The following is an 18,292-nucleotide window of genomic DNA, read 5'->3' on the forward strand; positions in this document are numbered from 1 at the left end:
AAAATTGGACTACTCGGAATGCAGAACCGCTGATCAGACTAGCTGCGGTATTTCGAGACGGTATACGTCGTCGGCAAAGTTGCTGGCGTCGATGGTTACGTCCATGTCTTTCAGGATACCATTGGCGATATCGTACACGACCCCGTGTACTTGCAGCCTTTTGCCATTTGCCCACGCGGTTTGTACGATGGTCGTTTTGGCCAGGTCACGCACTTGCTCCTGAACGTTGATTTCAACGAAGCGGTTGGCCCTCTCTTGCGGGTCTTCAATGGCGTTCAACTCTTGTGCGTGCAGGCGGTACACGTCTTTGATGTGGCGCAACCAGTTGTCGATCAGACCTACCTGCTTGTTGCCCATCGCGGTGATTACCCCGCCGCAACCGTAATGCCCGCATACGAGAATATGCTCCACACCGAGTACGTTCACCGAGTAGTCGAGCACACTAAGCATGCTGATATCCGTGTGAATCACCATATTGGCGATGTTACGGTGCACAAAAATGTCGCCTGGCTGGGTGCCGGTAAGCTGGTTGGCAGGTACACGGCTGTCGGAGCAACCGATCCAGAGGAACTTGGGTGACTGTCCTTTTGCGAGGTTCGCGAAGAATTCAGGATTTTCCTTTGTTGTTTCTTCTGCCCACTTTTTGTTGTTTTCAAATAACTGATTATAAGCCCTGATCATGATTTCTTGATTAAAATAATGGAATGAATAATAGAGGAACATGCACGTAGGGACGCGGAAATGCCGCATCGCGTTACGATGACATCGAACCCTAAAGAGTTTGGATTAAAGAAATCAGATTAGCTCCGGAGGCGGAGAGAGCAGGTTGCGGTAAATCTCGTTATCGAAATTCGCAGTGTAGAAGAATGAGCTTTTGACCGGGATGAGCGTTACGGAGCGGTCAAAATGTACGCTATGTGAAATCAGGAGTTGGTCGTCGTTCAGTTTTTCGACCTCTGTTTTTTCCTCGTTGTCGCAGGTTCCTGAATCACAAACCACAGATGCCTTTTCCTTGGCCAGCAACAGACTGGCAACATCTGTGGCTTTACAGATGAGGAAGGCCGTAAGCAGTATGAGACAAAGTGTTCTGAACACGAGAAAACAGTTTTTTAAGAACAAAGTTAACACTCAATGCCACTAAAACGTTCAATTGGGCACTTTCTAGTTTAATCTGGAAAAGATTTTTTTGTTAAGCCTCTTCACAAAATGAACAAAAAAAGGGTCGTATCAACAACCCTTACTTATTCGCTTTCCATTGCTTTTCGTTGTTCTCCAACCAACGCCCCACCAGGAACGCCGAGCTCAGCAGAACGACATAAAAAGCAATCATAACAACGGTCATCATCATAGTTGTACTCGATTATAATGCAATGAAGAATGAGCAAAAATAGCTAAAAAATGCCGGATTGGCTCGCTGTTCAACAAAAAATTAAAGTACTCCCTTGGTCGACGGCATGAAATCCAGGGCTTTAAGGTCGCGTTTCACGGCCATTTTGATCGCTTTTGCAAATGCCTTGAAAATCGATTCGATCTTGTGGTGCTCGTTGTCGCCTTCTACTTTGATGTTCAGGTTGGATAGCGAAGTATCTGAGAATGACTTGAAGAAGTGGAAAAACATCTCAGTCGGCATCTCTCCGATTTTTTCTCTTTTGAATTCAGCATCCCACACAATCCATGGGCGGCCCGAGAAATCGATCGCGACCTGTGCAAGGGCTTCATCCATAGGTAAAAGGAAACCATAACGGCTGATTCCGCGTTTGTCACCGATCGCCTGGCGGTAGGCTTCGCCCAATGCGAGGGCAGTATCTTCGATAGTATGGTGTTCATCGATGTGCAGGTCGCCTTCGACATGGATCGACAAATCGGCGCCGGAATGGCGGGCGAGCTGGTCGAGCATGTGGTCAAAAAAGCCGAGCCCGGTATGAATATCAGAGCGGCCGCTCCCGTCGAGGTTCAGCTCTACCTTAATCTGCGTTTCCTTGGTATTTCTTTCTACAAATGCTTTGCGGGAAGGTAATTTCAAATGTTCGTAGATCGCATCCCAGTCGCTGGTAACCAATGCAGTGGTTTCGTTCATCTGGTCGCTAATGCCGTCTGCCGGCATTTCCGGGCGGAAAAGTATTGCCTTCGCGCCGAGGTTGACGGCCAGTTGCACGTCCGTCAGGCGGTCGCCGATGACGTAGCTGTTGGCCAGATCGTAATCATTCGAGAAATAGGCAGTGAGCATTCCGATGCCCGGTTTGCGGGTTGGAAGGTTGTCTTCCGGAAAGCTGCGGTCGATATGGACTTCCGCGAAATAAATATCTTCTCCTTCCAGGGTCTTGACCATCTTGTTCTGGGCGGGCCAGAAAGTGTCTTCGGGGAACGAGTCGGTACCGAGGCCATCCTGGTTGGTTACCATAACCAGCTCATAATCGGTTTCATCCGCGATTTTGCGCAATGCGGAAATAGCTTTGGGCAGGAATTCGAGCTTTTCCAGGGAATCTACCTGAAAATCGGTGGGTGGCTCAACGATGATCGTACCGTCGCGATCGATAAATAGTACTTTTTTCATTAACAGATTTGGATTACAAGCACCTTACCAGGAATTCCGCAGCGCTTATTTCCCGCAAAGTTCGTAAAGAATGCCTAATTGAAAAGCAGTTGGGTACGAATAATGACTCACCCGGGAATTTTGTGCGGTAGGAGAGCGGTTAGGAAATTGTAACTTTGCATTATAATCCAATATTAAAATGTTTACAGGAATCGTAGAAGCTATCGCGGAAGTGGTGAATGTCGAAACGGAGGGAACTAACAAAACCTTCACTTTCCGGTCGGCCATTGCCAACGAGTTTAAAATAGATCAGAGCGTAAGCCATAATGGAGTTTGCCTCACGGTGGTGGCGACGGACGGCGACCAATATAAGGTAACAGCCATCGAAGAAACGCTTTTGAAGACTAATTTGGGAGATCTTACTCCTGGCAGCAAGGTGAATCTGGAACGCTGCATGCCAGCCAACGGTCGTTTCGACGGGCATATCGTGCAGGGGCACGTTGATCAGACCGCCACGTGCACCCAGGTGCAGGAGCGCGATGGAAGCTGGCTGTTCGATTTTGAATATAATGCCTCAACCGGCAACATTACAGTGGAAAAAGGATCGATCTGCATTAACGGTGTGAGTCTCACGGTTTTTAACTCCGGGGAAAACACATTCAGGGTCGCGATTATCCCTTACACCTATAACTTTACCAATTTCCATTCGTTAAATGCGGGAGAGACGGTGAACCTGGAATTTGATATTCTGGGTAAATACATCAAGAGAATTCTCGGTTCGTATGCTGTTTAGCATATTGGCATCTTGGAATATTACGTTTATTTTTACCCGTTTATAATACCAAAAGCCCATCCAATACATTCATGGCCAAAATAAGTACACAATCCAGAACTGATCTTTTCATACACATCGGAATCATTGTCTCGCTGCTTTTGGTCCTTTTTCTGGGGTTTTTCTTTGTTTACCTCCCTTTTACAACGAATCACGGTGAAGCCATTACCGTGCCGGACCTGAAAAAGAAAAGTGTAGAGGATCTCGACGACTTCCTCGGCGACCGCGACCTGCGTTACGAGGTCGATTGTACTTTTGTGACCAACGTGCCGCCATTGACGATCATTTCACAATATCCATTGCCGGGTTCAAAGGTGAAGGAAGGCAGGAAAATCTACGTAACGGTAGTTTCCCGCACCGCGCCGCTGATCAAAATGCCAAAGCTGACTGATATGACGCACCGCAGTGCGCAGATGTTGCTGAAAAGTGTGGGATTGGAAGAAGGGAATATTTCTTACGTTCCGGATATGGCGCAGAATGCGGTTTTGAGGCAATTGTATAATGGTAAAGAAATCCTGCCGGGTCAACCGATCGCCAAAGGGACGAAAATCGATCTGGAATTGGGCGAAGGGCTGGGTACGGCGCAGTTTGAGACGCCGTCGGTGATTGGAATGCCATTGGATGAGGCGAAAATCGCGATCGTGGGAGCGGGATTGAAAGTCGGTCAGGTAATGGAAGTGCCGGCCGAGGAAGGCCAGGCGCCCGGCTCGATTGTGCGGCAGAACCCCGACGCCGGCAATAAGGTAAGAATAGGGGACGTAATCGACTTGTGGGTAACGCCGCAGGTGGCTGAATCGACGGATAATGGGAATCAACCGGAGCAGTAAAAAATTCTTCACACACGGGATTTTTATATGGGTTTGTGTGCTGGCTATGGTGCAGAGCCAGGTTGTGCGCGCACAGTTACGCATTGTGCCGATCGACCAGGCCAGGTACAGCGGTGAAGGTGATGAACCCGAGCCACAGAACCTTCGTACGCAGGCTTCATTGAACCTGCCTTTTTTTGATGATTTTTCGACTACCAAAACGCTGGCACCCAGCAGCAAATATTGGATGCCGGGTAGCGGGGTTTATATCAACAACACACTCACCAACTCGCACCCGTCGGTCAATGTGGCTACATTCGACGGCTTGAATGCCAAGGGTATTCCCTATAACCTGGTAAACCCTTTGGTACAGGGCTATACCGATACGCTTACCTCTCAGCCTGTTAATCTCAACGGTAAAGTCGCCGCGGATTCTGTTTACCTCAGTTTTTACTGGGCCGCCAAAGGCCTGGGCGAATTGCCGGATTCCAGCGACTTTTTGCAATTGGAGTTTTTCAACAAAGCAGGAGAATGGGTATCTGTATGGCAGCAGTTGGGGTATGAGGTAGATACGCTGTTTCATCAACAGTTTGTTCCCATTAAGGATGCGGGCTATATGCACGATGCGTTCCAGTTCCGGTTCCGGTCCTACGGCAGGAGTTCGGGCCCTTACGACACCTGGCATCTGGATTATGTCTATTTGAATGCAAAGCGATCGGTTAAGCAACCATATCTATTCGACGTGGCCATGCGGAAGCCGGTGACGAATATCCTGAAAAAGTATACCGCAATGCCCCTGCGTCAGTATAGGATAAACCCGGCGGCGGCAACGGCAGATTCTGTAAAGACCGACGTCGTCAATCATTTCAACAACTTCAATGTCCTCACGAGTACCTACACGCTCACGGACGCGCAGCGCGGGACCGAATTCGCGCGCAATGTGCAGCGTTCGATCGTTGTTGAATCATTGAAATCGCAGGTGCTTCGGGCTAAAATAGCGCCTATTAATGCAGCTGCTCAGATTGACAGCCTGCATTTGATCAGCAAATTCTTCATTGCCACCACTGATACAATCCCCGGGGCGAACCTCAAAACGAACGATACCATCACCGCGAGGGCTGCATTGACGGATTATTTTGCCTATGACGACGGTAGCGCCGAATACGGGGTTCAGGTGAACCAGAAGCTCGGGCGCGTTGCAGTGCAATATGTGCTTGCCAAGGCAGATACAATCGGTGGGATACGGATGTCAATGGTTTCTTTCAATAAGGATATTTCGGGACAAGGCTTTACGATCCAGATTTATGGCAGCAAAGGCGGCAAGCCGGATCAGGTGATCGCACAGCGGTCGGTTGCCGTGCGCTATCCGGCCGTGCGTGATGGTTTCATCGATTATGCATTCGCGACTCCGGTTGCAGTACCGGACACTTTCTATGTAGGTTGGTTGCAGATTAACGATCAGCCGGTGACGGTAGGCTTCGACCGGAATTCACTTTTGGGAAGGAATGCCGTGTATTACAACCTGGGTACGGAATGGGCGAAGGAAACATCGCTGAAAGGCTCGATCATGATCCGCCCGTATCTCGGTAAAAAGGCACAGGGAATCATTACAGGCAATGAGCCGGCCGATCAGATGAATGCCATTTTTTACCCTAATCCGGCGAGGAGCGAAGTGCGTTGGGATAACAAATCGCTCAAAAAGATCGAAGTTTACAACATTGCCGGGAACCTGGTGCATTCTCTGGCACCCGCGCGCGATCAGCAATCAGCGCCTGTTGACCATCTGAGTCAGGGTATTTATATCTTTAAGGCTACCGATGGGAAACGTTCTTTTGTACAAAAAATGTTAATCTCTCAATAGACCTAGTCGTCATAAATTTTTAGAATATGGATATTACCGTTGAAGAATTGAAAGAGCGTCTTGAAAAGGGCGAAGATTTGCACTTTTACGACGTTCGCGAGGAACACGAATACGAAGAGGATAACCTCGGAGCGATATTGATCCCCCTGGGCGAGCTACCCGATCACCTGGATGAACTGGAACCGTTGAAGGACGAGGAGATCATTATTCACTGCCGTTCAGGCGCTCGCAGCGGTAAGGCTGCACGTTACCTCGAATCGCAGGGTTTCGCTAACGTGCGCAACGTGCTGGGAGGTATCCTGGCTTACCGCGAGCTGGAAGACTAAGACGTGTTCATTTGACGGAGCGTCGGCTCCGTCAAATGCGCTATTGCAAACCTGTCTGCTGCCGCACATATTCGAGAATGCGGTCATATTCCTTTGGGTGAAACCACTCAAAATTCCCCTGATGTCTGAACCACGTGAGCTGCCGCTTGGCGTAACGCCGTGAGTTCTGTTTTAAAAGCCGCACCATTTCCTTTTCGTCATACTCGCCGTCGAGATAGCTGTAAACTTCGCGGTACCCCACGGTTTTGAGCGCGTGATGCTCACGGTATGCGATCACGCTTTTAGCTTCCTCTACCAGCCCTTCTTGCAGCATTATGTCCATTCGCTGGTCTATTCTTTGATAAAGCTCCGCACGGTCGCGATCCAGGGCAATATTAATGGGCAGGAACGGCCTGTTTCGCGCACTGTTTAACTTGAACTGACTGATAGGCGTGCCAGAGGTATAAAACACTTCCAGCGCACGTACGACGCGTTGCGGGTTGGCTAGCTCAGGCGTGGCAGCGAAATCCGGGTCGACCCGGCGAACTTCTTCTTGCAGCGGGGAAAGTCCGTTGTCGTTCAGTTTTTGCATCAGTGATTCGCGCAGCCCGGGAAGCGGCGCGGGAAGGTCGTCGAGGCCTTCCAGCACGGCTTTGACGTAAAAGCCCGACCCGCCTGTCATGATTACCATATCGTGTTCCTTAAAAAGCACTTCGAGCAGTGCCAATGCATCACGCTCAAAATCTCCGGCGCTGTATGCTTCGGAAATAGAATGCGAATTCACAAAATGGTGCTTCGCTTGCATTAATTCTTCCGGTGTAGGTTTTGCAGTGCCTATGCTCAGTTCGCGGAAGAACTGGCGCGAATCGGCAGATATGATTTCGGTACCGAGGTCCTGCGCAAGCCGGATGGATAATGCGGTTTTGCCTACCGCTGTGGGACCTGCTACGGTTACCAGATATTTCTGTGGGCTATTTGGCATTGTGCCGTTTTTATTTGAATTTTAATCAGTACAAAAATAGAGATATGGACTCCACTACACTATTTTTTTTGATTATTACCCTCATTGCCGGTGGTCTGGCCGGCGCTGCACTCAATACCTGGTTGCAGAGCAGGAAGTCGAAGAAATACGTGTCTACGCAGGAAGCTTCCGTATTGATAGAGCGGATTGAGAAGGTATTTAAAGTGGTAATGGCCGAAGGCTATTTTACCGAGATATATAATTATCAGAATGACAAAAACATCTGGAATTTAATTAATGACAAAAAGAAAGCTCTGATTATTGCCAAAGCCAAAGTGCTGGTAGGTTATGATTTTGGCAAAATGAAATTCCACCGGCCCGACGGCGAGCGCAAACTGGTCATTGATTTCTTTCCCGCCCCCGAAATCCTGTCCATTGATACCGATTACAAGTTTTATGACATTGAACAAGGCTGGCTCAACCGTTTTCACAGTGACGATTATACAGCCATTTTGAATGAAGCCAAGCAAACAATGAACGACAAAGCAATGGAAAGCGATTTGCCGCGCATTGCTGGTAATCAGGTGCAACTCATGATTTTCCAGTTGGCAGCCTCTATGAATTGGTCGGTGGAAATGAAGCTTCCCGATGGTAATGTGGCAATGCTGCGAGAGTTTACGCATTACCGTACACTGGAAGCACAAATTGATTCTTTGGATACCCGAAAGGAATAGTTAATTTTTTTATATAATTTATGCGTTAAACGCCACTGTTCTCGTCAGAACAGGGTTCGTCTGCGTATTGACTCATACAGTTTTCTAATTAATCACTTTCTAAACTTTAACAGTTATGTTCAAAAAATTATTACTATTTGCCTCTGTGGTGTTAATGATCGCTATGATAAGTTGCAAGGGAGACGATGGTGCTGTCGGCCCGGCTGGTGCTGCGGGAGCCCAGGGGCCGGCTGGTCCTGCCGGACCTGCGGGTAAGGATGGAGAAGACGGAGCGGGCAGTTCGGCATTAATCCTCTCAACAGGCGCGGTCGATACAGATAGTACAGGCGGATTTATTACAGGTATTGATAACCTTACTGCCGAAGAAGACTCGGCTCTCAGTAAATCTGTTGTACTAGTTTACCTGAAATCACAAAATGTTTATTGGCCGATGCCGGGTCTGGTTCTTTTCGCTGGTAACAAGTTTAGCTCGTACACCTTTGTGCATGCTGTTCAGAATAAGACGTTTTTCGTCGAGTTGCTGGCTACGAACTGGGGCGAAGATCAGGACGATGCTCCTAAAAGAACTTTTCAGGATATTCGCATTGTCATCGTTCCTGGCGAAGTTGTAAATGTAGGAGGACGGTTAAGTGCTGAAATACTCAAAGATTACGATAAGACAATTGCTGCATTGGGCTTGACAGATAAGCAGGTGAGAATGGCAAGCAAATTGAAATTCAGCTTGAAAAGAAAGTAATAAATTCGGCAGGTTAACAAAGAAGTGGATAAGTAACTAGGAAAGGTCAGTTGCAACGGATAACCCCGTTTTAGCTGACCTTTTTCTATTGCTGTGAAACAACTACTTTGGAAGATAGAATGATCGGAAACGCGCCGTGTAGCACCGTTGAAATGCGGCGATGCGGGCACAAACAGAAAGGGCTTCCAACTGGAAGCCCTTTCGCATTTTGATATCTGTTATTCTTAGTATTCCCAAAGACCGTGTTCCAGTTCCATAAGCTCCTGCTCGTAGTTCAGGGATTTGATCAGGGCCTCTTTTTCTCCATTGTAGATATCGAGGAATGCCTTATCGTTGGCGTTAGAGAACTTGGTGATCCGTCCGTAGAACAAACGAAGATCGAAAGCATCTGCGAGGTTCTTGTTTTGGGCGGTATTGTGGGTGTTGTACCAGATATATTTCTTAGGGTCACTTCTGAAAAGTCTTTCAACATCCTTCCAACGGAACGAAGCAACCGGTAATTCAAGTCCTGTTGCAGTCTGATCAGCAGGGAGAACGATCGTCAGCGTCTGAATGTCGGTGTACAAGCGTGAACGTTTCTTGTCAAAAACCCAGTCTTCTTTCACTTCCAGGATGCTCAATTGATCAGGGAAATACTCTTCCTCTGATGCAGCTACTTGCTGAGCTTCGAAAGAGGTGCTATCCGGCTTAGGAGCTTCTACTTTGGGTTCTTCTTTGGCAACCTCGGTTTTAGCACCTTTTTTGGAAGACTTTTTCTTAGGAGGACCCCAGCCGTCGTCTACCGGTTCAGCTTCTTTTTTGGTATCCTTTTTGGCATTTCCCCAGCCATCGTCTGTGTTGGCGGTTTGCTTGCTGGGATCTGTTTTGGCTTTTGCATCCCAGCCATCTGCTTTGGCGGGCTCTCCGAAACCTGCCGCGATTTCCTCGGCAGAAAGACCGGCTGTCTGGTTAGGGATCAGGATGCGTTTATGAATATCGTCACCACCGATTTTGGTTGCGCAGGAGTCGTTTGTGTAAGCATCAATCAACCCTGCTTTCGCCGCATCCAACAAGTAACGTGTGATCTCATTGTTTTTTGAGAACATGGAAATGTTCTGCTTTTCTTTCAAATCGACCCGTCTCCAGAGCGTTCTTTTCATCATCACGTCGCCATCAGCAATGGGGCGTGACGAGAACTGATTCGCAGTCGAATCCTCTTTCTCCTGCGCAAATGCGGCAGTACTTGCAAGAGACAGCGACAGCAAAGACCATGCAATCGTTTTTCCGTTCATTCTTCTCATATCATACATAAAGTTGTATTGTCCAATCAACGACTAAATGCGGTGGATTAGTATAGCGGTACAGTACGAGTTTGGTTCCCCATTTCTACCTCGCTCACAGCACCTTTAAAGTTCTGACGCTCTACTTTCAGGATCGAAATCACATAACGGTCGCCTGGCTGCGCTTGCGAAGCCAGAGAGGAGATTGAACCGCCGCTGCCATTCAATTGCACACCGTTAATTCTTCTAGCGCCGCGGGCCAGGGAGATTTCAACTTGTGATACACGAAATTTCGCGTCCTCAGGAGAGAAGTTTTTGAAGCTCTCGTCGGGAACCGCAATTACCTGAATGCTTCTGGTTCCGGAAGCAGGGGCACCACGACGTTCGTCGAATGCTGCACCGTTTACACGGATTTCCAAAGAAGGTTTAGGAACACGGTTCACGCGGAAAGGCTCAGAGCCCAGTACGTTACCGGCATTGCTTACCGTAATATTCAGGCTTGCTTTGTTAGGAACGATTGTGAATTTGCCTTTCTGACCGCTGTTAATGATCTCACCACCGTCGGTTGTGAAATTAGGCGCCCAAAGTGGCCCGAGCGCAGGGCTCTGGATGCTCAATTTGTTGGCACACCCGAAATACAACGGAGGCAATGTTCCTGTTTCGATCTGGTAGGAAGGCTTCACGACGAAGTATTCCTGCACCATATTGTAAGTCGTGTCTTTTCCTGATGGGGTAGGAATGGTGATCTGTCCGCGAAGCTCTTTTTTAACAATTCCTTCTGCGTTGTAACCGCCGCCTTGTGCTGTGAATTCGATCACACCAACACCATTTTCAACTTTAACGGGAGATCCGTTCAAGCTCATGCGTGGCGTAATACCCGAAGCGGAAGCCGCGATGAACATCTGGCCTTTGAATTTGGTACCTGCTACCACTGTTTTCGCATCTGCACTTACCATCGCCAACACGCGGTCAAATTTGATATCCGCAGCACCTACTTTGCTGGCCAGGTAATTCAATACTTCACCTTCCATGCGACGAATGTCTGTTTGTTTCTGGCTTAATACCGCCAATGCAGCCGCAACGGGGGTAGATTCGAAGTTCAGCTCTGCAAAATCTTTATTACGCTGGTCCTTGTTGTTCTTTGCAAGATCATCTTCACGACCATCCTGGGCCAGCATTTTGAATTTGTTGGGAGAAAACTTGTTAAGCTCAGAGGTGAAGGCATTCAATTTTTGTTTCAAAGCATATGCTTTCCCATTCTTGCGCACGCCAATCATCAATTCTGCCACTTTGGTTTCTTCCTGCGGATTTTTGATGGCCCCTTCTTCGTTGTAGCCGGAGCCCGCATCTTTGATAATTTCATCTTTCAATGCGTTCAGCTCGTTCGACATATCGGAAGACAGCTTGCGTACCTGTTCGGCTTCTTTAATAACCGCTACGTCCGCAGCACGGTTTCCCGATTTCTCGACGGCCGCCTTGATCTTCAATACTGTTTCTTGATTGATTTTACCTGCCGCATCGGAGGATAGTTGCAATGAACTGTTCAGAAGGAGGAATTTTTCGATGATAGCTGAACTTACCTGCAATGCGAGCATCGCCGTAAGCACCAGATACATCATTCCAATCATCTTTTGACGGGGTGTTTCTTTTCCACCTGCCATATTGTTGTGTAATCAGTTTCAGTGATCGAATTATTTAACTAACAACAATGACTCTGCAACCCAATGACAGGATATTACAGAGCCATTGCCTGAGCGCTGTTACGCATTGCCACCGCGCATCGCAGTCAGCATGTTTCCGTAAATGCCGTTCAATGAAGAGATATTGTTGGTGAGTCTCGCCATTTCGCTCTTGAACACCTGCGATTCCTTTGTCGCGTCAGCCATGTTTTCCATAGCGGCTGTCAGGTTGCCGTAGAAAGCATTCATCGCTTTCAGGTGCTTGGTAGTGTCTTGCAATTCCAGTTCGTATACTGCGTTCAATGCACCCATGTTTTTGGTGATCAGCTGGAACTGGTCGCGGTATGACTGCGCATCTTTGGTAGCATCAGCCATTGAAGACATCGCGTTGATCGCAACGCCATAAGACTTGTTCATGTCGCTGATAGCAGTTGAAGCAGTCTTTACATTTTTGGCGTAGTCGTTTGTAGCAACGGTTGCATCAGTAAGGTCGGTGATTTTGCCTACTGTTTCAGAAAGGTTTTTGAAACCTTTTCCGAGGCTGTCAAAAACCTCTGGCGAGATTTTCGCATTGTCCAGCATATTATCCAGTTTGGCAGTGATGTTGCTGCTAGGGGCCGAGCTTCTGGAAATGGCAGGGCCTGAATAATCGTCAGCGAGTTCGGGATACACACGGGTCCAGTCCGGATCCTTGTCAACCGATTGGGTAAGGGTTTGCAATGCATAAAGCAAGAATATCAGAACCTCGGTTCCAAGACCTGCTGTTAGCATCGGGCCGCCTCCGTCCCAGTGCTGGATTTTGAACAAAGCTCCTAAAATTACGACGGCAGCACCCGCACTGTATATTGTTGGTACAAGTTTATCCCAAAAAAAATTAGGTCCGCTACTCTTAGCCATGTGAATTGAAATCGGTTACAGTGAAAAAATTATAGTAAGTAAAGTGTTGGATTGATTCGGTCTGATCGTAAAAAAGAAGCAGAGTAAAAACGCTGCTTCTTTTTAAGTGAAAGTGTTTTTTAGCGACGACGGGCGCGGGCTCCTCCGCGGTCGTTTACGTTATCCATTACGCAACGGAAGCCGATGAAAGCACGGGTTTCTGTTTCAAACTCGTAAGTACGGGTACCGGTTTGCAGGTAATAAGCGATATCTTTCCAGGAACCACCCTTCACCACTTTGCGCGGTTCGTTCGGGTCGTTGTATTGCGGGTTCATATCCCATACGATCGCTGTCGCATTATCTGTGTAGGCATCTGAAGTCCACTCCGCTACGTTTCCAGCCATGTTGTACAAGCCGAAGTCGTTAGGGTTGTAAGCATTTGCAGGGCCGGTGTAAGGATATCCGTCGGCATCGTAGTTACCACGTTGCGGTTTGAAGTTGGCCAGGAAGCATCCTTTTGCATTCATGGTGTACGGGTTACCCCATGGATATTTCGCAACGGCACGTCCACCTCTGGCTGCCCATTCCCATTCAGCCTCGGTCGGCAGGCGGAAGCCCGTCGAGTTGAACTGGCCTTCCTTGTTTTGGAAGTCATGGAGCAGGTTTGTGCGCCATTTTGAGAAGTAAGTGGCAGCGATCCAGCTTACGCCCACCACTGGGTAGGTATCAAAGCCTGGGTGCTGATAATAATATTCTACGAATGGATCTCCGTTTGAATAGGCAAAGTCTTTTTTCCAAACGGTTGTATCAGGATAGTACTTCGCCATGATTTCCTCCTCACCGAGTACCGATACGGAGTCAACCAGCAACGCGTTCACGAACTGACGATACTCGTTGTTGGTGATTTCAGTGTCATCCATGAAAAATGAACTGATAGTCACCCGGCGGTTCATGTTGTTCATGGAGGAAGCGATGTCTTCGTCAGCCTGGCCCATCACAAAAGAACCTGAGGGGATCACGACCATACCTGCTGGTGTGGTCTGCTTGAATCCTTTACGGGCAGTAGCAGTGATTTCACCGTTTTGAATACCGCTTTCTTCTTTTCCTCCCTTGCCAAACTTGCTCTTAAGAAAACCGCAGCTTTGCAAGAGCATTAATGCGGCTACCAGAAGCAGGCTTTTGACTCCATCCCGATAGAACACTTTCACATTCATAGTGGTTTTGTAAATTTTGATAATAAAATGCTAGCCTAAAAACGTCAACGAATGATATCTAGTATACTTGAATTAAAACAAAATGTGCACACCTGTCAGAATAAGAGCTGCTGGATTTCGGTGCCGAAATCGTCACGGATCGACTACTAAATCAGGTGTTTATCGACTTAACGTAAGAATAATGCAATTGGTATGGAAGCCGAACATTTTACAAATATAAATCAAAGTTTCGCAAACTGAATCACACGACTTACCAAGAGGTTTGCAAAAAACGTCGATTTGACATCCAAATCTTGGATTTTTAATAATTTGATGATAAAATATTAATATATCCGATAGCGTTTAGGCGAATCTGCTAAAAGCGGAACCGCGGCGTACGGATAGGGGCCTTTTTGCCGAATTTCGGCGAAGGCAGCGCGTATGAAAGCATTACCTCGAAAGAAGAAGGTGACTTCGTTTTATTGCCTCCTACGACCATGTCATATGCCCCCGAGAGGCGTAAAGATTGATCCGAAAGAAGGTAAATGCCTCCCATGATGATGAAGTAGGTGTCCTGTTGCCGGTAAGTACCGCCTATCCAGTAACGTTTATTATAGGTAAGTGTAGCCCCCCCTTCCACCGATACTGTATTGATGTCAGACTTAACCAACACGATCGGTTGAATATCCAGCAAATAACCGAGTTCCAGATTTACACCCGCATTGAAGTATAATGTGCGTGGCAGCGGATTAGTACCGGTTTCGGAGCCCAGCTGATATTTCGGTTTCAAAAAGTGGTTCAGCGATAGACCGGCATAGAACGTCTCGTTCTCATAGCGTGCACCCACTGAGAAGTCAGGATTAATTTCGGCAATGGTACCGGTTTGAATCAACGGATCATCCGGGTCGCGGGCGCGGAGCTTGCCATAGTCGATTGCCTGACGGAACAGCCCTGCGCTGAGGCCTACGCCTAATTTACCGCCGCCGAGCGGTATATGGTATGCGGCGCTGAGTTTGAAATCCTGATCTGTCCTGGGACCGCTTTTATCATTCAATGCGTAGAAGCCGATGCCGAAGTTCTTGACCGGCATACTGAATGAGAACAGCTGTGTTGAAAGGGCGCCTCCTGCATCGTCGATGTTAGTTCCCTGATAACCTGCGTATTGTGTCCGGTGTGTGAGCTGAAATTTGGTCAGCCCGTCGGCACCCGCCGCAGCCGGGTTCAGGTAAAGCTGGTTCAGCGAGAACAAACTGAACTGCGCGTCTTTTTGGGCAACGGCACAAAGCGGCAGGAAAAGCAATAATGCAAAGGGCCGGATATATCTGGTACTTCGAAGAGTAAAGGTCAAAGTCATGCCGCAGGAATAGATTTAAGGATCACGCTGATATGCTTTCGGATTTAGATTGATAACGCATATTGCTTAAAAAAATTGATATATACATGAAAAAGCCCCGGATTTTTTCCGGGGCTTTTCGTGCTTTTTGTAAAGCTTTTTATACGTTGTTCGCTTTGCGGATATACAAGTCGAGCGCACCTGTCATCGATGGAGCATTCGGCAGCGGGGCCTGAATATCGAGGAACAGCCCGGCATCTTCGACCGCCTTCGCAGTGGTAGGGCCGAATGCCGCAATGCGGGTATTGTTCTGCTTGAAGTCAGGGAAGTTGTCAAAAAGGGACTTGATCCCCGACGGGCTGAAAAACGCGATGATATCGTAGTATACGTCTTCCAGATCGGACAGGTCAGATGACACCGTCTGATACATGGTTGCTTCCGTGAAGTGGAATTCCTCAGTATCCGCAAACTCCGGAATGTCGTTTTTCCTGACGTCGGAGCAAGGGTAAAGGAACTTCTCTTTTTTGTGTTTACGCATCAATTCGATCAACTCGGCAGCTGTTTTGGTGCCTGTGAAAATCTTTCTCTTGCGGATCACGATGTATTTCTGAAGATAATTGGCAGTCTGCTCTGAAATACAGAAATACTTCATCGTAGCTGGTACTTCAACCCGGCCTTCGTTGCAAATGCGGAAGAAATGGTCGATGGCATTCCGGCTCGTGAAAATAACGGCCGTATGGTCCAGGATGTTAACTTTTTGCTTGCGAAAGTCTTTGTAGGAAACCCCGTCGACCTGAATGAACGGCCGGAAGTCAACCTTGATATTATACTTTCTGGCTAATTCGTAATAAGGTGAATTCTCGTCTGCTGGTCGGGATTGACTTACCAAAAGACTGGTTACTTTTTTAAGCCTGTCCTGATCAAAATTGATGGTATCACTCATGTATAATCCTCATTAGTTTATTCCCAACTCATGTTTCCTGACTACAAAGCAAACTTCATACTCACAATGAGCGGGATTATTTCGATGACACAAAGGTAAGAAAATAAATAGAGATTAATCAACGAGCCCGCCGGCTTGGCTACAACATATAGCGCGACGAACCGGGCTGCATAGAAAAAAAGGAATGGCAAAAGGATATAAGGCCTGCTAGCTTCCAGCCAGTTGATATGGTTGGAATACAAGCCGAAAATGGTTAGAAATACCAGCGCGTAAAACAGGTATGACGACTGTACGATTTTGATGAAAATAATGTCGACCTGCTTGTCCAGATTGAGCATATTCCCCGCCAGCACCATAAATATGTACTTTGCGTAGATCAGCAAAAAGAAGATTACCGACAAGATGCAGAAGTCGCCCAGGATTTGTGCCGTATTTACTTTGTCGGAAAGTATCGTACTGACAGAGAATAGGTTGAGCCGGTTAATCGACAGGTAAATGACCGTAAAGCCCATCATCATCGAACTGATCGCGACAAAGAAGATTACCGTGTTGCTGTACGGCTTGTTGATCTTCGAAAGCTGGTCGCGCGGGTCGTTGTTGAAAAACTCGATGGGATTTATTAAACGGATGAAAGAAAGCGGGTTCAGATTGAAGATCCACGCATTCAATATCAGGATAATGATCAATGCGATTCCCGCAAATGTGCCGAAAGGTGTGAAAGTAATTGGCTTAATATTGATAAAACCCGACCGGGTAGGTCCGATGGCCTCGGAGTCGGTTTGCTTTTTCTTGTTGCAGATGATCACCGTTTTGTCGGCAATACCCGGGCTCCCGTATAAGGTCAGCAGGAGCTCGTCCTTGCGGTAGAGGCGGTAAAGGCTGTCCAGGTTGAGTTCCTGCCATTTGCCCGCTGCAATGCGGTTTTGCAATGCACCTTCAAGGAACAGGTAGCTCTCATTTTCGGAATGTACAAGGAGTGAATACCTCCTGTTTTTAACCAGGTCAATGTAAAGACTTGCGAAGCGTGTGCCTTCGTTGACGCCCTGAGAAAAGGGGACGTAGTTCTTGTACTGCTCGTTGTACACGAGCCAATCGTCCTGGTAATTATAAACGGGGAAGAACTGGCCCGGCGGGTTTACTTTCGCCGCGCCCTGCGCCAGTGAGCCCAACAAGGTTACTGCCGTAAAAAAAGCCCAAAAAACGGCCGAAAATATGGACTTCATTGGTACAAAAAAGGCTGGGTTTCCCCAGCCCTTCGATCAAAGTCAGTGAGCAATGATTATTTCTTTCCAAGTGCGAGAAGCATCGTTTCGCCGATCAATGCAGGTGATTCTGCTACGAAGATGCCCGACTCTTTCATAATTCTGATTTTCGCTTCCGCTGTATCGTCGGCACCGCCGATGATCGCACCCGCGTGGCCCATACGACGTCCTTTCGGAGCTGTCTGGCCAGCGATGAAACCTACAACGGGCTTTTTGTTGCCGGTTGATCTGATATATGCAGCAGCGTCCGCCTCCATGCTTCCGCCGATTTCGCCGATCATTACGATCGCCTCAGTCTCGTCGTCGTTCATCAGGAGCTCAACCGCTTCTTTGGTGGTAGTACCGATGATAGGGTCACCACCGATACCGATCGCCGTAGTTTGGCCCAATCCGGCACGTGAAAGCTGATCCACCGCTTCATAAGTAAGCGTTCCGGATTTCGATACCAGACCGATCGTTCCTTTTTTGAAGATGAAGCCCGGCATGATACCTACTTTACATTCTTCAGCAGTAATGATACCAGGGCAGTTAGGGCCTATGAGGCGGCAGTTTTTACCTTTGATATACTCTTTCGCCTGCATCATGTCCTTGGTTGGGATACCCTCGGTGATACAAACGATAACGCCGATACCAGCATCAGCAGCTTCCATGATCGCATCAGCAGCAAAAGCCGGGGGAACAAAAATGATCGAAACGTCTGCACCGGTAGCACGTACGGCAAGGTCAACAGTATTAAAAACAGGTCTTTCCAAATGAGAAAGCCCACCTTTGCCAGGCGTAACACCACCTACGACATTCGTACCGTATTCAATCATTTGCTGGGCGTGGAACGAGCCCTCCGAACCGGTAAATCCCTGAACTATAATCTTGGAGTTTTTATTAACTAAAACGCTCATGTTGGTAAATCAGTTTTTTCGGTAAAAGTAGGACGAAAAGCACGAAGTAGCAAAATGTAGGCATAATTTGTAAATTGCTTTTT

General features: G+C 47.7%; 18 protein-coding genes. 6 read left to right on the top strand and 12 right to left on the bottom strand.

Annotation, left to right across the window (positions count from 1 at the left end):
- Window positions 1-33: 33 nt before the first annotated feature.
- From can to hisB, 3 genes are all read right to left on the bottom strand, one after another.
- Window positions 34-681 carry a carbonate dehydratase gene (gene can, locus CLV60_RS19245; RefSeq protein WP_106597188.1) on the bottom strand — a complete coding sequence of 216 codons (648 nt, stop codon included), beginning with the start codon at window positions 679-681 and terminating at the stop codon, window positions 34-36.
- A gap of 114 nt (window positions 682-795) precedes the next feature.
- On the bottom strand, window positions 796-1,095 hold the full coding sequence (locus CLV60_RS19250) for a hypothetical protein (RefSeq protein WP_106596998.1): 300 nt from the start codon (window positions 1,093-1,095) through the stop codon (window positions 796-798).
- A 334-nt stretch (window positions 1,096-1,429) separates the two neighbouring features.
- On the bottom strand, window positions 1,430-2,554 hold the full coding sequence (gene hisB / locus CLV60_RS19255; RefSeq protein ID WP_106596999.1) for a bifunctional histidinol-phosphatase/imidazoleglycerol-phosphate dehydratase HisB: 1,125 nt from the start codon (window positions 2,552-2,554) through the stop codon (window positions 1,430-1,432).
- Between the two features lie 178 nt (window positions 2,555-2,732).
- On the opposite strand from hisB, the gene CLV60_RS19260 reads away from it, so the two are divergent.
- The 4 genes from CLV60_RS19260 (at window position 2,733) to CLV60_RS19275 (ending at window position 6,358) form a co-directional block, all read left to right on the top strand.
- Entirely contained in the window at window positions 2,733-3,326 is a 594-nt protein-coding gene (locus CLV60_RS19260; protein WP_106597000.1) for a riboflavin synthase, read from the top strand.
- Between the two features lie 71 nt (window positions 3,327-3,397).
- Entirely contained in the window at window positions 3,398-4,192 is a 795-nt protein-coding gene (locus tag CLV60_RS19265; protein ID WP_106597001.1) for a PASTA domain-containing protein, read from the top strand.
- Entirely contained in the window at window positions 4,170-6,032 is a 1,863-nt protein-coding gene (locus tag CLV60_RS19270; protein WP_106597002.1) for a T9SS type A sorting domain-containing protein, read from the top strand. Before CLV60_RS19265 ends, CLV60_RS19270 begins: the two co-directional genes overlap by 23 nt.
- Window positions 6,033-6,058: 26 nt before the next feature.
- Entirely contained in the window at window positions 6,059-6,358 is a 300-nt protein-coding gene (locus CLV60_RS19275; protein WP_106597003.1) for a rhodanese-like domain-containing protein, read from the top strand.
- A 40-nt stretch (window positions 6,359-6,398) separates the two neighbouring features.
- Here CLV60_RS19275 and miaA read toward each other — a convergent pair whose 3' ends face one another.
- Window positions 6,399-7,319 (bottom strand): tRNA (adenosine(37)-N6)-dimethylallyltransferase MiaA, encoded by a 921-nt coding sequence (gene miaA / locus CLV60_RS19280; RefSeq protein ID WP_106597004.1) that lies wholly within the window; start codon window positions 7,317-7,319, stop codon window positions 6,399-6,401.
- 44 nt (window positions 7,320-7,363) lie between these two features.
- Between miaA and CLV60_RS19285 the strand changes: the two genes are divergently transcribed.
- Together CLV60_RS19285 and CLV60_RS19290 are read left to right on the top strand one after the other, a co-directional pair.
- The gene (locus tag CLV60_RS19285) at window positions 7,364-8,032 is read left to right on the top strand and encodes a DUF4230 domain-containing protein (RefSeq protein WP_106597005.1); all 669 of its coding nucleotides are present in this window, start codon (window positions 7,364-7,366) and stop codon (window positions 8,030-8,032) included.
- Window positions 8,033-8,147: 115 nt separating this feature from the next.
- Complete coding sequence (locus tag CLV60_RS19290; protein ID WP_106597006.1) at window positions 8,148-8,768, top strand: hypothetical protein; 621 nt, start codon at window positions 8,148-8,150, stop codon at window positions 8,766-8,768.
- Window positions 8,769-8,992: 224 nt separating this feature from the next.
- On the opposite strand, the gene porN is transcribed toward CLV60_RS19290, so the two are convergent.
- From porN to sucD, 8 genes are all read right to left on the bottom strand, one after another.
- Window positions 8,993-10,057, bottom strand: a complete 1,065-nt coding sequence (gene porN / locus CLV60_RS19295) for a type IX secretion system ring subunit PorN/GldN (protein WP_211302257.1) — start codon at window positions 10,055-10,057, stop codon at window positions 8,993-8,995.
- A 38-nt stretch (window positions 10,058-10,095) separates the two neighbouring features.
- Window positions 10,096-11,688: a type IX secretion system motor protein PorM/GldM gene (gene porM / locus CLV60_RS19300; RefSeq protein WP_106597008.1), complete on the bottom strand. Its 1,593-nt coding sequence runs from the start codon at window positions 11,686-11,688 to the stop codon at window positions 10,096-10,098.
- Window positions 11,689-11,787: 99 nt separating this feature from the next.
- On the bottom strand, window positions 11,788-12,603 hold the full coding sequence (gene porL, locus CLV60_RS19305) for a type IX secretion system motor protein PorL/GldL (protein ID WP_106597009.1): 816 nt from the start codon (window positions 12,601-12,603) through the stop codon (window positions 11,788-11,790).
- Window positions 12,604-12,722: 119 nt separating this feature from the next.
- Window positions 12,723-13,796, bottom strand: coding sequence for a T9SS ring complex lipoprotein PorK/GldK (gene porK / locus CLV60_RS19310; RefSeq protein WP_106597010.1), 1,074 nt, complete (start codon window positions 13,794-13,796; stop codon window positions 12,723-12,725).
- A 355-nt stretch (window positions 13,797-14,151) separates the two neighbouring features.
- Window positions 14,152-15,129, bottom strand: coding sequence for a PorP/SprF family type IX secretion system membrane protein (locus tag CLV60_RS19315; RefSeq protein ID WP_170118823.1), 978 nt, complete (start codon window positions 15,127-15,129; stop codon window positions 14,152-14,154).
- Between the two features lie 139 nt (window positions 15,130-15,268).
- A complete protein-coding gene (locus CLV60_RS19320) occupies window positions 15,269-16,051 on the bottom strand; it encodes a uroporphyrinogen-III synthase (RefSeq protein WP_106597011.1) in 783 nt (260 codons plus the stop codon).
- 41 nt (window positions 16,052-16,092) lie between these two features.
- The gene (locus CLV60_RS19325; protein WP_106597012.1) at window positions 16,093-17,274 is read right to left on the bottom strand and encodes a DUF4271 domain-containing protein; all 1,182 of its coding nucleotides are present in this window, start codon (window positions 17,272-17,274) and stop codon (window positions 16,093-16,095) included.
- Between the two features lie 56 nt (window positions 17,275-17,330).
- Entirely contained in the window at window positions 17,331-18,209 is an 879-nt protein-coding gene (sucD, locus tag CLV60_RS19330; RefSeq protein ID WP_106597013.1) for a succinate--CoA ligase subunit alpha, read from the bottom strand.
- Between the last annotated feature and the right edge of the window lie 83 nt (window positions 18,210-18,292).

The sequence above is a fragment of the Dyadobacter jiangsuensis genome (assembly GCF_003014695.1).
Classification (GTDB): domain Bacteria; phylum Bacteroidota; class Bacteroidia; order Cytophagales; family Spirosomataceae; genus Dyadobacter; species Dyadobacter jiangsuensis.

Bases quoted from the DNA above. Each gene is read 5' to 3' on its own strand.
- CLV60_RS19315 (WP_170118823.1), bottom strand. From the start codon at position 15,129: ATGACTTTGACCTTTACTCTTCGAAGTACCAGATATATCCGGCCCTTT.
- CLV60_RS19270 (WP_106597002.1), top strand. From the start codon at position 4,170: ATGGGAATCAACCGGAGCAGTAAAAAATTCTTCACACACGGGATTTTT.
- miaA (WP_106597004.1), bottom strand. From the start codon at position 7,319: ATGCCAAATAGCCCACAGAAATATCTGGTAACCGTAGCAGGTCCCACA.
- CLV60_RS19275 (WP_106597003.1), top strand. From the start codon at position 6,059: ATGGATATTACCGTTGAAGAATTGAAAGAGCGTCTTGAAAAGGGCGAA.
- porK (WP_106597010.1), bottom strand. From the start codon at position 13,796: ATGAATGTGAAAGTGTTCTATCGGGATGGAGTCAAAAGCCTGCTTCTG.
- porM (WP_106597008.1), bottom strand. From the start codon at position 11,688: ATGGCAGGTGGAAAAGAAACACCCCGTCAAAAGATGATTGGAATGATG.
- CLV60_RS19325 (WP_106597012.1), bottom strand. From the start codon at position 17,274: ATGAAGTCCATATTTTCGGCCGTTTTTTGGGCTTTTTTTACGGCAGTA.
- can (WP_106597188.1), bottom strand. From the start codon at position 681: ATGATCAGGGCTTATAATCAGTTATTTGAAAACAACAAAAAGTGGGCA.
- CLV60_RS19290 (WP_106597006.1), top strand. From the start codon at position 8,148: ATGTTCAAAAAATTATTACTATTTGCCTCTGTGGTGTTAATGATCGCT.
- CLV60_RS19320 (WP_106597011.1), bottom strand. From the start codon at position 16,051: ATGAGTGATACCATCAATTTTGATCAGGACAGGCTTAAAAAAGTAACC.
- CLV60_RS19265 (WP_106597001.1), top strand. From the start codon at position 3,398: ATGGCCAAAATAAGTACACAATCCAGAACTGATCTTTTCATACACATC.
- porN (WP_211302257.1), bottom strand. From the start codon at position 10,057: ATGTATGATATGAGAAGAATGAACGGAAAAACGATTGCATGGTCTTTG.
- sucD (WP_106597013.1), bottom strand. From the start codon at position 18,209: ATGAGCGTTTTAGTTAATAAAAACTCCAAGATTATAGTTCAGGGATTT.
- CLV60_RS19260 (WP_106597000.1), top strand. From the start codon at position 2,733: ATGTTTACAGGAATCGTAGAAGCTATCGCGGAAGTGGTGAATGTCGAA.
- hisB (WP_106596999.1), bottom strand. From the start codon at position 2,554: ATGAAAAAAGTACTATTTATCGATCGCGACGGTACGATCATCGTTGAG.
- porL (WP_106597009.1), bottom strand. From the start codon at position 12,603: ATGGCTAAGAGTAGCGGACCTAATTTTTTTTGGGATAAACTTGTACCA.
- CLV60_RS19285 (WP_106597005.1), top strand. From the start codon at position 7,364: ATGGACTCCACTACACTATTTTTTTTGATTATTACCCTCATTGCCGGT.